We start from the raw sequence: 14,102 nt of genomic DNA, 5'->3' as shown, positions 1-14,102 counted from the left end.
TCAGGGGCGATGTCAGGGACGATTTTTCTGGTGGGTCCCCGCGCCGCGGGAAAAACCACGGTGGGTCGGGCACTGGCCGCAACGCTCGGCTGTCCTTTCGCGGATACGGATCTGCATCTGCGCGAGAGCCTGGGCCTTTCCGTGGCCGAAGTGGTGGCGGCCGAGGGGTGGAAGGGCTTCCGGGCCCGCGAAAGCGCCGCTCTGCGAGAATTGGCCGCGCGCTATGCAGCCTCGGCCCCGCAAACCTCATCGGCCCCGCGCGGCGCAGTGATCGCCACGGGCGGCGGCATGGTCCTGGCTGCGGAAAACCGGCGTTTCATGCGCGAGCAGGGCACGGTCTTCTATCTGGCGGCTCCGGCCCAGGCCCTGGCCGCGCGCCTGAGCGCAGATCCCCAGGCGGCGCAGCGGCCCTCGCTCACAGGCCTTGCGCCCACCGAGGAGGCGGCGCGGATTCTGGCCGAGCGCCAGCCCCTGTACGAAGACGCGGCCCACTATACCCTTGATGCCACGGCCCGGCCCGAAGAAATCTGCGCCCAGGTCCTGCGCCTGCTGCGCCTTGCGCGCCGCCATTCGCCGGATCAGGGCCACTGGCGTTGACCCGCTGCCGTCATGCCGGATCCGCCCCTGATCTCCGTACTCCTGCCGGTTCGCAATGCCGCGGCAACGCTGGAAGCGGCCCTGCGCAGCCTCTTCGCCCAGCGTTGCGCGGCCGAAGAAGCGGCGCACTGGCTGGCAAAGGCCGGACATCCTCCACTTTTCAAAATTTATATAACCATTTGATTTAATAAAATTTTACAGAATTTTTCCTCTTTTCCGGACATGATTCAGGCAGAAATTTTTGTAAAGTTTGCGAAATTTGTCACCAATACCCTTTGACAGAATCGCGCCTCGGCGCTATGGTGCAAGGGCTTAACGTAGTTACTCCTTCACTCCGCCATTCACGGGAGGATGCGGCATGCTGGATCTCAACATCACCCTGGTCTTTCAGTTGGTGAATTTCTTCATTGCTCTCTTTGTGCTCAACATCCTCCTGATCCGTCCCATCCGCACGATCATCAAAAAACGCAACGGCATCATGGACGACATGGCCGGCGAGGCCGACTCCTTTGAGGCACGGGCCGCCGAGCGTCTTGCCAATTACGAGGCCGCGCTGGCCCGCGCCCGCCAGGACGCCGGGCTGGCCCGCGAAGAAGGCCGCGCGCTCGGCACGGCCGAGCAGCAGAATATCGTGGGCGAGGCGCAGAAAAACGCCCGCGAGATTCTGGCCGAAACACGCGACGCCTTGCATGGTCAGGCCGAAGCCTCGTTACGCGAATTGCGCAACCAGGTGAGCAATTTCTCTGCCCGCCTGGCCGATCGCCTGATCAAAAACTGACCCGTTTTCCCGCGGCGTTGCGCCGCTGCCCCGCGTTGACGGGCATGGGGCTGTTGCGCCGCTGCACGGCACTGTCGCACTTTGGATTCTTTCTCAGAGAGGGGGTGGGCTTTGAGCAGTTGGAAACATTTTGGGCTTATCCTGCCGCTGGCTCTGGTCATTGCCGCCGTTGCCGCGCAGGCCGTTGCCGCGGAAGCGGGGCATGAGGCGCCGCGCTGGGGCGACTTCGGCTGGAGAGTGCTCAACTTCGTGATTTTCGCCGGCATCCTCTGGTATTTCATCGGCGGGCTGGCCAAACGCTTTTTCAAGGGGCGTCGCCAGTTAATCCGGCAGAGCCTGGACGATCTGGAAGAACGCCGCGCCAGGGCCAAAGAGCATCTGGCCGCGGTGGAAGCGCGCATTGCCCGCCTTGATGAGGAGCGCCAGGCCATTCTGGAAGAAAGCCGGACTCAGGCCGAAAATCTCAAACAGGGCATCGTGGCCGAAGCCCGGCGGCAGGCCGAACAGATTGTGGAACAGGCCAGGCTCGCCGCTGAAAACGAAGGCCGCTCCGTGCTGGCCGAAGTGCGCGCCGTCATTGCCGATGAAATCGTGGACGCGGCCGAAAAAGCGCTGCGCGAAAAGCTGAAGCCCGCGGATCACGAAAAACTTATCGCCAACTCCCTCAACAAGGTGGTGCTCCATTGACTGACACTGTGGTTGCACGCAGGTATGCCAACGCCATATTCGCGTTGAGCCGAAAGGACGGGGACGACGCCCTCACCCGGCACGGGGATTGCCTCGCTGCCCTGGGCGGAATGCTTGCCGCCGCGCCTGGGCTGGACATGACCCTGAAAAGCCCGGTGATCAGCGTGGAGGAAAAAAAGGCGGTGCTCGGCAAGCTGCTGGACAAACTGGATGCCGACCGGACAGTGCGCAATTTCTGTTTTTTGCTGGCCGACAAAGAACGGCTGGGCTTTTTGCGCGACATCACCGCCTGGTACGGCAAGCTGCTGGATGAAGCCAGGGGCGTGATCCGCGGGCAGCTGATCACGGCCGTGGAGCTCACCCCCAAAAAACAGGCCGCGCTCAAAGCCGCGCTGGAAGAAAAAAGCGGCGCGGGCATTGAGCTGACCTTTGCGGTGGATGGCTCCATATTGGGGGGAATGGTGCTCAAAATGGGAGATCGGGTGCTGGACGCAAGTCTGCGCGCGCAATTGGGGATTCTTCGGGAGACATTCAAGAGGGGTGTATAGCACATGCAGATTAAAGCCGAAGAGATAAGCAAGATCATTGAGGATCAAATCCAGAATTACGAACAGCGCGTGGAGATGAGCGAAACCGGCACCGTGCTCTATGTCGGCGACGGCATCGCCCGCGTCTACGGCGTGCAGAACTCCATGTCCATGGAATTGCTGGAATTTCCCGGCGGCGTCATGGGCATGGTGCTCAACCTCGAAGAGGACAACGTGGGCGTGGCGCTGCTCGGTTCGGACGTGGGCATCAAGGAGGGCGATCCGGTCAAGCGCACCGGCAAGATCTTCTCCGTGCCCGTGGGCGACAAGGTCATGGGCCGCGTGCTCAACCCTCTGGGCGAGCCCATCGACGGTCTCGGCCCCATTGAATCCACGGAAATGCGCCCCGTGGAAATCAAGGCTCCGGGCATCATCGCGCGCAAGAGCGTGCATGAGCCCATGCCCACGGGCCTGAAGGCCATCGACGCCATGACGCCCATCGGCCGCGGCCAGCGTGAGCTGATCATCGGCGACCGGCAGACCGGCAAAACCGCGGTCTGTCTTGATGCCATTCTCGCTCAGAAAGAGACGGACATCCACTGCTTCTATGTGGCCATCGGCCAGAAAAAAGCCTCTGTGGCCCTGGTGGCCGACGTGCTGCGCAAATACGGAGCCCTGGAATACACCACGATTATTTCGGCCACGGCTTCCGACCCCGCGCCTTTGCAGTACATCGCGGCGTACACCGGTTGCACCATGGCCGAGTACTACCGCAACAGCGGCAAGCACGCCCTGATCATCTACGACGACCTTTCCAAGCAGGCCGTGGCCTACCGCCAGATGTCCCTGCTGCTCCGCCGCCCGCCCGGACGCGAAGCTTTCCCCGGCGACGTCTTTTATCTGCACTCGCGCCTGCTGGAACGCGCGGCCAAAGTCAACGACAGCCTTGGCGCGGGTTCGCTGACGGCTCTGCCGATCATTGAGACGCAGGCCGGCGACGTCTCCGCGTACATCCCCACCAACGTGATTTCGATCACCGACGGTCAGGTCTATCTGGAGCCGAACCTGTTCAATGCGGGCGTGCGCCCGGCCATTAACGTGGGCCTTTCCGTGTCCCGCGTGGGCGGCGCGGCCCAGATCAAGGCCATGAAGCAGGTGGCGGGCACCATGCGTCTGGATCTTGCCCAGTACCGCGAACTGGCGGCTTTCGCCCAGTTCGGCTCGGATCTGGACAAGGCCACCAAGGCCAAGCTGGATCGCGGCGCGCGCCTGGTGGAGCTGCTCAAGCAGCCCCAGTATCAGCCCATGCCCGCCCAGGAGCAGGTGGCTTCCATCTTCGCGGCCACGCGCGGCCATATGGACGACGTGCCCGTGGAGCAGATCCGCCGCTTTGAAAGCGAAATGCTGACCTTTATGCGTGATACCAGAAAGGACGTGCTGGACGCCATCAAAGAAAAGAAAGTCATTGACGAGGCTGTGGAAAGCGCGCTCACCGAAGCCATCGCCGCCTTCAAGCAGGGCTGGCAGGCCTAAGGCCGCAAATTCCGGGAGACAAGCATGCCTTCACTCAAAGACGTAAAAATGAAGATCGTGGGGGTCGGCAAGACCAAGCAGATCACCAAGGCCATGAACATGGTGGCCTCGGCCAAGCTGCGCGGCGCGCAGGCCCGCATAGAGCGCTTCAGACCATACGCGGCCAAATACCGGCAGGTGCTCGCCGAGCTGTCGCGCAAGGTGGAGGGCAACGCCCATCCTCTGCTGGCCGAACATGAGGAAAAGAAAAACTGCGCCATTGTTATGGTCACCTCGGATCGCGGCTTGTGCGGCAGCTTCAACGGCAGCATCATCAGCGCCGCCCTGAAGCTCGCGCAGGAAAAGACACAGGCGGGCATGAAGGTCAGCTTTGCCTGTGTGGGCCGCAAGGGACGTGACGCCGTGAGCAAGAGCGACTATGCAATGCTCACCTCCTATGGCGACCGCATGGGCAGCATTGATTTCGCTCTGGCCAGCTCCGTGGGCCAGGAGGTCATCCACGGCTATGAAAGCCTGGCCTTTGACGAGGTCTGGCTGGTTTACGGCGAATTCGTGTCCATGGGCCAGCAGCCGCCGCGCGCTCTCTGCCTGCTGCCGCTGAAAACGCCCGAGGCCGAAGAGATTGCTGAAGAAGCCGGCGCAGCGCGTTGCGAATATGTCTATGAGCCGCAGGAAGACAGACTTCTGGCCGAGCTCCTGCCCCGCTACGTCAAGGTGCAGGTCTACCGCGGCCTTCTGGACACCTCGGCCAGCGAGCATGCGGCGCGCATGGCCGCCATGGACAACGCCACGCGCAATTGCAACGAGATGATCAGCATGCTGACCCTGCTCTACAACAAGACGCGGCAGGCCTCCATCACCAGCGAACTCATCGACATCGTCGGCGGCGCGGAAGCGCTGAACGGTTAAGGAGCCAAACATGAGCAAAAACATCGGTAAAGTCGTTCAGGTTATCGGCGCCGTGGTGGACGTTGAGTTCAGCGACGGCAACCTGCCGAATATCTTCACCGCCCTGGAGATAAAAAACCCGAACAACAGCGACGCTCCGGATCTGATCTGTGAAGTGGCGCAGCATCTGGGCGACAACGTGGTCCGCACCATTGCCATGGACGCCACCGAAGGCCTGGTGCGCGGCATGGAGGTCGTGGACACGGGCCAGCCCATTATGGTCCCCGTGGGCAAGGCCGCCGTGGGCCGCATCCTGAACGTCATCGGCCGCCCGGTGGATGAATTGGGCCCGATCAATGCCGAAAAATACTATCCCATCCACCGCCCCGCGCCACAGTTCACGGATCAGAACACCAAGGTCGAGCTTCTGGAAACCGGCATCAAGGTGGTGGATCTGCTCGTGCCCTTCCCCAAGGGCGGCAAGATGGGCCTCTTCGGCGGCGCAGGCGTGGGCAAGACCGTCATCCTCATGGAAATGATCAACAATATCGCCAAGCAGCACGGCGGCTCCTCGGTCTTTGCGGGCGTGGGCGAGCGCACTCGCGAAGGCAACGATTTGTACAATGAGCTGAAGGAAGCCGGGGTGCTGGAGCGCGCCACGCTTGTCTACGGCCAGATGAACGAGCCGCCGGGAGCCCGCGCGCGCGTGGCCCTCACCGCCCTGGCCTGCGCCGAGTACTTCCGCGACGAGGAACATCAGGACGTGCTGCTGTTCATCGACAATATCTTCCGCTTCACCCAGGCCGGTTCGGAAGTGTCGGCCCTGCTCGGCCGCATGCCTTCGGCCGTGGGCTATCAGCCCACCCTGGGCACGGACCTCGGCGCGTTGCAAGAGCGCATCACCTCCACCAATGCGGGCTCGATCACCTCGGTGCAGGCGGTGTATGTGCCTGCCGACGACCTGACCGACCCGGCCCCGGCCACGACCTTCTCGCATCTGGACGGCACCCTGGTGCTTTCCCGCCAGATCGCGGAGTTGGGCATCTACCCGGCCGTGGACCCCCTGGACTCCACGTCGCGCATCCTTGACCCCAACGTGGTGGGCGAAGAGCATTACAGCGTGGCGCGGCGGGTGCAGATGGTATTGCAGAAGTACAAAGAATTGCAGGACATCATTGCCATCCTGGGCATGGACGAGCTTTCGGACGAAGACAAGCTCACCGTGGCCCGCGCCCGGCGCATCCAGCGCTTCCTCTCCCAGCCGTTCCATGTGGCCGAAACCTTTACGGGCACGCCCGGCCAGTATGTGAAGCTGGAAGACACCATCAAGGGCTTCAAGGGCATTTTGGATGGCGAATATGATCAACTGGCCGAGAGTGACTTTTACATGCTCGGCAGCATTGAACAGGCTGTGGCCAAGTACGAGCAGCGCAAGCTGCAGGAAGCAAACTGACATTCAATCTTTTTGCCGTCGGCGGCTTCACGCGGCCCGGCCCGGTCATGAGAGGGCCAACTCGCCGGGCCGCGCCGCTTGCCCTGCCGACCACAAAAAATGTTCACTGTGTGAGCCGTACCGGAATCGTAGCTCCGGGACATCAGGAGCGTAAGGAGTTGATATGGGCACGCTGCAACTGGAAGTGGTGACGCCGGACAAAACCGTGGTCAGCGCCGAGGTGGAAATGGTTGTCTGCCCCGGCGTGGAAGGCGAATTCGGCGTGCTGCCGCAGCACGTCTCCATGCTCTCGGCCCTGAAAACCGGCGATCTGCGTTACCGGGCCAACGGCAAGGATGAAAACGTCTTCATTTCCGGCGGCTTTGCCGATGTGAACAACGATGTGCTGACTGTGCTTGCCGAATCCGCGGAACTGGCCAGAGACATTGATGCCGCACGGGCCCAGGCCGCCAGGGAACGGGCCGAGAAACGGCTTGCCGCGCATGACGACAGTATTGATCAGGCACGGGCCGAGGCCGCGCTGCAGAGAGCGATTGTGCGTCTGCAGATTGCCCAGTTAGGCTGACCGCGCCGGAGAACAAACGCACGGAGAGCCGGAAGCCCTGCTTCCGGCTCTTTTTTCGCGCTTTCCTGCCCTGCGTGACGCCGACACCTGCACGGCAGGAGCGCTGTGAAACTCACCAGGCGCCCCATGTCGTCGCAAAGCAATCCGGCACTGTGGCTTTATGCCGCCCCGGCGGGAGCCGGCGCCAATGCGCACGGCAAACATAGACAGTGCCGGATGTGCAAGGCCTTCCGGCTATGGCACGCCCGTGTGTTGCCTCTTTCTGCATTACCCTTGATCGACTCACGCGGAGCTTGGTCATACTGCCTTTATCCGCGCAGCTCCCGGACCCGGTTCCGACGAAAGACGGCATACCCATGGAAAGACAGCCTCTCAGGCCGCTCTCAGCCTACATTTTTCAGAATGCGGCGCGCCAGCTCGGCCAGCAGTTCATCCGTACTGTACGCCCCAACGGGCCGGCTTTCCGTCATCATGAACCCGGCCGGATTGGCCGCGCCTGCCGCGCCCGGCTCCAGCAGCATCCCGCCTTTGCCCAGGCGGATCCAGTCCGGGTTGATTCCTTTCTTGTCAAGCAGGATCAGCAGCCAGTCGGACGGAATCAGTTTGCGGCGTCTGGCATCGGCCACGGCCGAGTGCCTGATCTCAAGAAAATCGGCCAGTTCCATCTGCGTGGCACAACCGGCTGCCGCCAGCAGGCGGCGGTACTGCGCGTCAAAATCCGTTTCCGGCGGGGTGCCGTACGGCAGGGGAATCTCGGTCATTTTGCTCTCCGGCGTTGCTGATGGGCAATCGCGCAACAAGCAATTGCCGGGAGCTAGCAACCGCCCCAGGACGGCAGGTTTATTCCCTCTTGCGAGGTGTTGTATTCACCGCACTCCCGACAGCATACGCAGAGAGGCGGTCGCGCTTGCCAGAGCAAGTACGACCCCGCGCGTGTCGGCGGCGGTTCCGCCCAGGGAAAGGTGTTGCTAGCACCTGAGGGCACTATGCCTGAAGAGAGAGTGAGGATCAAGAACAGACGGCGCATGGTGCAGGGCTGCCGCAGCGTATGCTGCCGCCCCGGCCGGGCAGGGCTCCTGCCGTGGACGTTGGCGCTGTTTTCGCCTACCATGTCTTTTTTTCACACTATGCAGCCTTTTCAGGACAAGCCATGCCCACACAGGATCATATCCGCAACTTTTGCATCATTGCCCATATTGATCACGGCAAGTCAACCCTGGCCGACCGTATTCTGGAACTGACCCGGGTGGTCAGCGCGCGCGAGGCCCGCCAGCAGTATCTGGACAAAATGGATCTGGAGCGGGAACGCGGCATCACCATCAAGGCGCAGACCGTGCGTATTCCGTACACCGCGGCTGACGGCAGAACCTATCAGCTCAACCTGATCGACACGCCCGGCCATGTGGACTTCAACTATGAAGTCTCACGCTCCCTGGCGGCCTGTGAAGGCGCGCTGCTGGTGGTTGACGCAACCCAGGGCGTGGAGGCGCAGACCCTGGCCAACGTCTATCTGGCCCTGGATCACGATCACGAAATCGTGCCGGTGCTGAACAAGATCGATCTGCCCAGCGCGGACGTGGAACGGGTCAAGGCGGAGATTGAGGAAAGCATCGGCCTGGACTGTTCCGAGGCCCTGGCCGTGTCGGCCAAGACCGGCATGGGCGTGGACGCGGTGCTGGAAGCCATTGTGCAGCGGCTGCCCGCGCCCGAAGGCGACCCGGCCGCGCCGCTCAAGGCCCTGATTTTCGACTCCTGGTATGACAGTTATCAGGGCGTGGTCGTGCTTTTCCGGGTCATGGACGGTACGGTGCGCCTCAATGCGCGTATCCGGCTGATGAGCACCGGCAAGGAATATGAAGTGCTGCGCCTGGGCGTGTTTGCGCCCGAGGCCACGGATGTGCGTCAACTCGCCGCCGGTGAAGTGGGCTTCTTGTGCGGCTCCATCAAGGAATTGGGCGACGCGCGCGTGGGCGACACCATCACCCTGGCCGACAAGCCGGCCACGGAAGCGGTTCCCGGTTTCAAGGAAGTGAAGCCCATGGTTTTCTGCGGGCTGTATCCAACCGAGTCTGACGAGTACGAAAATCTCAAGACCGCGCTGGAAAAACTCCAGCTCAATGACGCGGCCTTCAGCTTTGAGCCGGAAACTTCCCAGGCGCTTGGCTTTGGTTTCCGTTGCGGTTTTTTGGGCCTGCTGCACATGGAAATCATCCAGGAGCGCCTGGAACGCGAGTTCGAGGTAGGCCTGATCGCCACAGCGCCCTCGGTGGTCTACAAGGTGGATACCGTGGAAGGCAAAAGCCTTGAAATCGACAATCCCAGTCATCTGCCGGATCCGACCAGGATCCGCGCCCTGTACGAGCCTTATGTCAGCATGGATATCCATGTGCCCAACGAGTATGTCGGCAATGTCATGAAGCTCTGCGAGGAAAAGCGCGGCACGCAGAAAAATCTGCACTATCTGGCCGCCAACCGGGTAGTGGTGACCTATGAAATGCCCTTTGCCGAGATCGTCTACGACTTTTTCGACCGCCTCAAATCCGCCACGCGCGGCTATGCCTCCATGGACTACCAGCCCATTGATTACCGCGCCTCTGATCTCGTGCGCCTGGACATCATGCTCAACGGGGAGCCCGTGGACGCCCTGGCCGTCATCGTGCACCGCGACAAGGCCTATGCCTGCGGCCGCTCCCTGGCCCTCAGACTCAAGCGCACCATTCCCCGCCAACTCTTTCAGGTGGCCATCCAGGCGGCCATCGGCCAGAAAATCATTGCCCGTGAGACAGTTTCCGCCTTTCGCAAGGATGTGACTGCCAAATGTTATGGGGGCGACATTACCCGCAAGCGCAAGCTGCTGGAAAAACAGAAGGAAGGCAAAAAACGCATGAAGCGCATGGGCAATGTGGAATTGCCGCAGGAAGCCTTTCTGGCCGCGCTCAAGGCCGGGGACGAATAGAAGAAATTCCTCTAGCGGCGCAGCCCCGCGGGCAGGGCAAAGTAGACGCGCGCGGCCACGTCAAAAAGGCAGCCCGGCAGAAAGCTGGCCCACCAGAACAGGCGGTACTTGCGCGAGAAATTCCGCCACGGGCCGATGGCTGCGCGGGCTTCCGCATTGCGCCCTTCGCGCCAAAGGGCCACGGCCTTTTGAAAGGCGGCCCGCCGGCTGAGCAGGGCCACAAGATCCGCATGTTCCTGCGCATAGCCGGGGTACAGACGACAATGCTTGTCCAGAATACGCAGGGTTTCGTCCGCGAACCGGCCGAATTTGCGAAATGTGGTATTGGCCCCATGCACGCGCCAGAGCGTGAGCGGCTGATCCACAAAGTCCAGTTCCCAATCATGGGCAATGCGGTAAAAAACGTCGGCCTCTTCGCAGACAGTGAGGCTTTCGTCAAACCAGCCGCCGTTGCGCCCCTCTCCGGGCGGGCAGCCGTCAGAGGCCAGGCCGGCCAGGGCCTCGCGCCGGATCACGGCTGAAGACATGGAAATCCACTGGCGTTCCATAAGCTGGCCGAACACGCTGCCCCGGACCGGAGCGGCTTCCGCGAAAAGGCGCTTGAGCACGCGCCTGCCGTCGAATATTTCCGTGTCCGTGCAGACCAGGCCCACACGGGGATTGGCCTCAAACAAGGCCGTCTGCTTTTCCAGCTTTTGCGGGCGCCAGAGATCGTCACAATCCAGAAAAGCCAGATAGCGGCCCCGCGCCTGGGCCAGGGCCAGATTGCGCGCCGCGCCCAGCGGCACGGTGACCGCGCCCCGGAAATAGCGCAGCCGCGCGCCGTAGCTTTGGGCAATGGCCGCGCTCTGGTCCGTGGAGCCGTTGTCCCAGAAAATGACTTCAAAATCCTCAAGGGTCTGCGCCATGAGGCTGTCCAGAGCCGCGCGCAGATCCCTGGCGCTGTTCAGGCAATTCATAATCACGGATACGGCGGGACGCGTCATGGCCTGGCCCCTTTGTCTTGCGGCGGCGCTCCAGATCCGGCACTGGCCGACGGCCCGCAGGCGCTGCCCGGCCGCGCCTCCTTTGTGCCCGCATCCCGGACCTGACGGAAGACCCAGTACTTGCAGAGCAGATAGACAATCACCGGCACCAGGACCACGGCCACGGGCATGGCCAGCTCATAGGAAAGCCCCAGGCCGGTGAGCAGCCAGATAATCGCGGAATTGAGCCCCAGACCCAGGGCCTGAGTGGCCGCGAAACGCGGCAACATGCTTTTGTGCCCGCTTTTGGCCCGGAAGGTCCAGGCGCTCTGCCCCCAATAGGAGACGAAAAAGCTGATCACATAGGCCAAGGCGTTGCCCGCCAGCACCGGCAGACCCCAGACGTTCACAAACAACAGGCCCAGCAGGGCATAGCTGAGGGTCGCCACTCCGCCCACCAGGCCGAAACGTATCCAGCGGCGGGCCAGCAGGTTTTGCACAAGGGCCAGCAGATCGCCCCAGCCCACAACTCGGAGGCCGTTGCCGCTCATAGGGTCTTTTCCACAATATAGCGCGGCCTGCGGCGCACTTCGGTGAAGATCCTGGCAATGTACTCGCCCATCAGAGCCAGACAGAACAACTGCACCGCGCCCAGCAGCAGAACCACGATGATCAGCGAGGTCCAGCCCGGAATGGTTTCGCCCTGAAGATGCTCGTACAGAGAAACCAGACTGTAAATCAGGGCCGTGATCATGCAGGCCAGGCTCATGAAGCCCGCCAGACGCAGGGGCGCGGCGCTGCAGGAAGTGATGCCCCGCCAGGCGAAGGAAAGCATTTTCAGCAGCGGGTACTTGCTTTCGCCTGCCTGACGCGAGAGCCGCGAATAATAGACTTTTTCGGTTTTGAAGCCCAAGGTGGGAAACAGGCCGCGCAAAAAAAGCGTCTGCTCCTCAAAACCCCGCAAGGCCTCCAGCACAGGCCGGGACGCCAGGCGATAGTCCGCGTGATCCGGAATAAGCCGCACGTTCAGCCAGCCCATGAGGCGGTAAAAAAAATGCGCCGTGCCGCGTTTGAAGGCCGTATCCGTGCTGCGATCCTTGCGCACGCCGTAGACAATGTCCGCGCCTTCCGCGTAGCGCGCCAGCATTTCGGGAATGGCGTTGATGTCGTCCTGCAAATCGGCATCCAGACTGATGATGCAGTCCGCGCCCCACTGGCGGGCCGTGTCCATGCCCGCCCAGACAGCGTTCTGATGCCCGGCGTTGGCCGCAAAGCTGATGCCCCGGCAGTACGGATCGCAGGCATGGCGGGCCGCAAGCAACTGCCAGGTGGCATCGCGGCTGCCGTCGTCCACATACAGGGCGTAACTTTCAGGCCGGATCAGGCCTTCAGCCTTGCAGCGCGACAACAGCCCGGCCAGCGCATCCAGGGTGCGGGGCAGAGTTTCCTCCTCATTGTAGCAGGGGACGACCAGAACCAGCAGAGGGGCGGGGCGGGAAGGCATTTCAGGCTCCTTCATGGCAAAACGGCAGGCGAGGCGCACAGAGCAGGCCAGGTTGTGCCGCATGTTCTGCCCGCGAACGTGGCGCGCGTCGCAACTCTGTTGCCCCGGTGTCGCCGCGGCCACAGAGACGCCCTTGCGGGCCGGCGCGGCTGAAAACATCCAGCCCGGCAGACGCGGCGCGATCCGCAGGGGCGGCAGTCCGGCCGCGCCTCTGGAACAGCGGAGCTTTCAAAAAAACGTGGTCAGCGTGCATTTCCGCCATCCGCGGCCTGCAAGGCCCGCCCGAGCGCGGCGCAGATGTTTTCCACATCCTGCAAACTCAGGCCGGGATGCAGCGGCAGGGTCACCAGCTCCGCGTACAACTGTTCGGCCACGGGCAAACGCAGCGCTCCGGCCCCAAAAAAGCTCAACAAATGATTGGGCTTGTAATGCACGCCCGTGGGGATGCCCTCCCCGGCCAGCGCCGCCTTGACCGCATCCTTGCGGCCGCCCAGGATGCGCACCGGCAGGATGTGGGGCACGATAAAATCATCGGGATCGGTCCGCAGCAGGGCCAGACCGGCCCCCCTGGCCGCAAGCTCGCCCAGGCGCTCGCCGTACAGGGCTGCGAGCCTGCGCCGGGCCGGAATGAACTCGCTTTCCAGACGGGAAAGCTGCACCCTGCCGATGGCGGCCATGATATTGCTCATATGGTAGCGCCAGCCCTGGCGTTTCACATCCGGATCCCAGGAGCGGCTTCCGGCAAAACGTTGCCGCGCGTCATCCGCCACGGAAAGCAGGCGCGCGTCCGAGGCCAGGCGCGCGGCCTCGGCGTCAAAGGCCACCAGGCAGCCGCCTTCGCCAGAGGTGATGTTTTTAATCCCGTCAAAGCTGAAGCAGACCATATCCCCAAAGCTGCCGATCTTGCGGCCGTGATGCCTGCCGCCAAACGCATGCGCGGCGTCTTCCACCACGCGCAGGCCCTTGCGCCGGGCAAAGTCGTGAACCTCGTTCAGATGCCAGGGATTGCCGGCGTAATCCACGGGCATCACGGCAATGGTGCGGGAGGTAAGGCGTTTTTCAGCGTCTTTGAGGTCCAGCGTGCCGGTTTCAGGCAGCACGTCGCAGGCCACAGGCACGCAGCCCGCCGCCGTAACGGCCTGAAAGGAGGCCACAAAGGTCAGGGAGGGCACAAGCACCTCGGCAGCGCCGCCCGTGGCCCGACTTTGGGCCGCCACGGCATCCACGGCAAGATGCAGGGCAGCGGTGCCCGTATTGACGCTGATAATCTGCGCAGGCTCCACGCCGAGATAGGCGGCCAGCTCCTCTTCAAACAGGCGCGTTTCATTGCCCATGCCCAGATATCCGTCTTCCAGGATGACCCGGCTGACGGCTGCGGCCTCGGCTTCTCCGAGTATGGAACGCGAAAGACGTAAGGCCATGATCCCTCCTGCCTGAGCGCGCCCGCCCTGCCCGGCGGCGCAACGGCGCGGATCCCGCCTGCCGCGAAACGGGCCGCGGCAGCGCCGCGAAGGCATACGCGCAATTTCTTTGCGCTGTCGTCTGCAAAACCTTGAGGTTGTCAAATCTCAAGGTTTTGTTCCGCCGAAAAACGCGTCTGGCGTTGCTGCCGGGGCGGCACGCCGCGCCGCATGCGGCCTGAGAGCATT

Annotated in this window: 15 protein-coding genes; 10 read left to right on the top strand and 5 right to left on the bottom strand. The window is 62.5% G+C overall.

Annotation, left to right across the window (positions count from 1 at the left end):
- The first annotated feature begins 9 nt into the window (after positions 1-9).
- From aroL to G7Y51_RS04185, 9 genes are all read left to right on the top strand, one after another.
- The gene (aroL, locus tag G7Y51_RS04225; RefSeq protein ID WP_165175133.1) at positions 10-597 is read left to right on the top strand and encodes a shikimate kinase AroL; all 588 of its coding nucleotides are present in this window, start codon (positions 10-12) and stop codon (positions 595-597) included.
- Between the two features lie 12 nt (positions 598-609).
- Positions 610-780, top strand: a complete 171-nt coding sequence (locus G7Y51_RS13535) for a glycosyltransferase (protein ID WP_206214240.1) — start codon at positions 610-612, stop codon at positions 778-780.
- A gap of 175 nt (positions 781-955) precedes the next feature.
- The gene (locus G7Y51_RS04215) at positions 956-1,375 is read left to right on the top strand and encodes an ATP synthase F0 subunit B (protein ID WP_165175132.1); all 420 of its coding nucleotides are present in this window, start codon (positions 956-958) and stop codon (positions 1,373-1,375) included.
- A gap of 111 nt (positions 1,376-1,486) precedes the next feature.
- Positions 1,487-2,062, top strand: coding sequence for an ATP synthase F0 subunit B (locus G7Y51_RS04210; RefSeq protein ID WP_165175131.1), 576 nt, complete (start codon positions 1,487-1,489; stop codon positions 2,060-2,062).
- Positions 2,059-2,610, top strand: a complete 552-nt coding sequence (gene atpH, locus G7Y51_RS04205; RefSeq protein WP_165175130.1) for an ATP synthase F1 subunit delta — start codon at positions 2,059-2,061, stop codon at positions 2,608-2,610. The genes G7Y51_RS04210 and atpH overlap by 4 nt, the downstream gene beginning before the upstream one ends.
- 3 nt (positions 2,611-2,613) lie before the next feature.
- A complete protein-coding gene (gene atpA / locus G7Y51_RS04200; protein ID WP_165175129.1) occupies positions 2,614-4,122 on the top strand; it encodes a F0F1 ATP synthase subunit alpha in 1,509 nt (502 codons plus the stop codon).
- A gap of 24 nt (positions 4,123-4,146) precedes the next feature.
- Positions 4,147-5,031, top strand: a complete 885-nt coding sequence (locus tag G7Y51_RS04195; RefSeq protein WP_165175128.1) for a F0F1 ATP synthase subunit gamma — start codon at positions 4,147-4,149, stop codon at positions 5,029-5,031.
- A gap of 10 nt (positions 5,032-5,041) precedes the next feature.
- Complete coding sequence (atpD, locus tag G7Y51_RS04190) at positions 5,042-6,463, top strand: F0F1 ATP synthase subunit beta (RefSeq protein ID WP_165175127.1); 1,422 nt, start codon at positions 5,042-5,044, stop codon at positions 6,461-6,463.
- Positions 6,464-6,626: 163 nt separating this feature from the next.
- Positions 6,627-7,028 (top strand): F0F1 ATP synthase subunit epsilon, encoded by a 402-nt coding sequence (locus G7Y51_RS04185; RefSeq protein WP_165175126.1) that lies wholly within the window; start codon positions 6,627-6,629, stop codon positions 7,026-7,028.
- A 383-nt stretch (positions 7,029-7,411) separates the two neighbouring features.
- On the opposite strand, the gene G7Y51_RS04180 is transcribed toward G7Y51_RS04185, so the two are convergent.
- Positions 7,412-7,789 (bottom strand): helix-turn-helix domain-containing protein, encoded by a 378-nt coding sequence (locus G7Y51_RS04180; protein ID WP_165175125.1) that lies wholly within the window; start codon positions 7,787-7,789, stop codon positions 7,412-7,414.
- 389 nt (positions 7,790-8,178) lie between these two features.
- Between G7Y51_RS04180 and lepA the strand changes: the two genes are divergently transcribed.
- Positions 8,179-9,984 carry a translation elongation factor 4 gene (gene lepA, locus G7Y51_RS04175; RefSeq protein ID WP_165175124.1) on the top strand — a complete coding sequence of 602 codons (1,806 nt, stop codon included), beginning with the start codon at positions 8,179-8,181 and terminating at the stop codon, positions 9,982-9,984.
- Positions 9,985-9,995: 11 nt separating this feature from the next.
- On the opposite strand, the gene G7Y51_RS04170 is transcribed toward lepA, so the two are convergent.
- The 4 genes from G7Y51_RS04170 to G7Y51_RS04155 form a co-directional block, all read right to left on the bottom strand.
- Entirely contained in the window at positions 9,996-10,970 is a 975-nt protein-coding gene (locus G7Y51_RS04170; RefSeq protein WP_165175123.1) for a glycosyltransferase, read from the bottom strand.
- A complete protein-coding gene (locus tag G7Y51_RS04165) occupies positions 10,967-11,500 on the bottom strand; it encodes a GtrA family protein (protein ID WP_165175122.1) in 534 nt (177 codons plus the stop codon). Before G7Y51_RS04165 ends, G7Y51_RS04170 begins: the two co-directional genes overlap by 4 nt.
- Positions 11,497-12,453, bottom strand: a complete 957-nt coding sequence (locus tag G7Y51_RS04160) for a glycosyltransferase family 2 protein (protein WP_165175121.1) — start codon at positions 12,451-12,453, stop codon at positions 11,497-11,499. The genes G7Y51_RS04165 and G7Y51_RS04160 overlap by 4 nt, the downstream gene beginning before the upstream one ends.
- Before the next feature lie 242 nt (positions 12,454-12,695).
- Positions 12,696-13,874 (bottom strand): DegT/DnrJ/EryC1/StrS family aminotransferase, encoded by a 1,179-nt coding sequence (locus G7Y51_RS04155; RefSeq protein ID WP_165175120.1) that lies wholly within the window; start codon positions 13,872-13,874, stop codon positions 12,696-12,698.
- Between the last annotated feature and the right edge of the window lie 228 nt (positions 13,875-14,102).

Source organism: Desulfovibrio sp. ZJ369 (genome assembly GCF_011039085.1).
In the GTDB taxonomy this organism is placed as follows: domain Bacteria; phylum Desulfobacterota; class Desulfovibrionia; order Desulfovibrionales; family Desulfovibrionaceae; genus Desulfovibrio.
The sequence above is the reverse complement of the archived record's forward strand: the minus strand, read 5'-3'. Positions and strand labels throughout refer to the sequence as shown.

What these genes read in the sequence shown, in the direction of transcription:
- G7Y51_RS04165 (WP_165175122.1), bottom strand. Translation starts at nt 11,500, where the DNA reads ATGAGCGGCAACGGCCTCCGAGTTGTGGGCTGGGGCGATCTGCTGGCC.
- lepA (WP_165175124.1), top strand. Translation starts at nt 8,179, where the DNA reads ATGCCCACACAGGATCATATCCGCAACTTTTGCATCATTGCCCATATT.
- G7Y51_RS04155 (WP_165175120.1), bottom strand. Translation starts at nt 13,874, where the DNA reads ATGGCCTTACGTCTTTCGCGTTCCATACTCGGAGAAGCCGAGGCCGCA.
- G7Y51_RS04180 (WP_165175125.1), bottom strand. Translation starts at nt 7,789, where the DNA reads ATGACCGAGATTCCCCTGCCGTACGGCACCCCGCCGGAAACGGATTTT.
- G7Y51_RS13535 (WP_206214240.1), top strand. Translation starts at nt 610, where the DNA reads ATGCCGGATCCGCCCCTGATCTCCGTACTCCTGCCGGTTCGCAATGCC.
- G7Y51_RS04170 (WP_165175123.1), bottom strand. Translation starts at nt 10,970, where the DNA reads ATGACGCGTCCCGCCGTATCCGTGATTATGAATTGCCTGAACAGCGCC.
- G7Y51_RS04185 (WP_165175126.1), top strand. Translation starts at nt 6,627, where the DNA reads ATGGGCACGCTGCAACTGGAAGTGGTGACGCCGGACAAAACCGTGGTC.
- atpA (WP_165175129.1), top strand. Translation starts at nt 2,614, where the DNA reads ATGCAGATTAAAGCCGAAGAGATAAGCAAGATCATTGAGGATCAAATC.
- G7Y51_RS04160 (WP_165175121.1), bottom strand. Translation starts at nt 12,453, where the DNA reads ATGCCTTCCCGCCCCGCCCCTCTGCTGGTTCTGGTCGTCCCCTGCTAC.
- aroL (WP_165175133.1), top strand. Translation starts at nt 10, where the DNA reads ATGTCAGGGACGATTTTTCTGGTGGGTCCCCGCGCCGCGGGAAAAACC.
- G7Y51_RS04195 (WP_165175128.1), top strand. Translation starts at nt 4,147, where the DNA reads ATGCCTTCACTCAAAGACGTAAAAATGAAGATCGTGGGGGTCGGCAAG.
- atpD (WP_165175127.1), top strand. Translation starts at nt 5,042, where the DNA reads ATGAGCAAAAACATCGGTAAAGTCGTTCAGGTTATCGGCGCCGTGGTG.
- G7Y51_RS04215 (WP_165175132.1), top strand. Translation starts at nt 956, where the DNA reads ATGCTGGATCTCAACATCACCCTGGTCTTTCAGTTGGTGAATTTCTTC.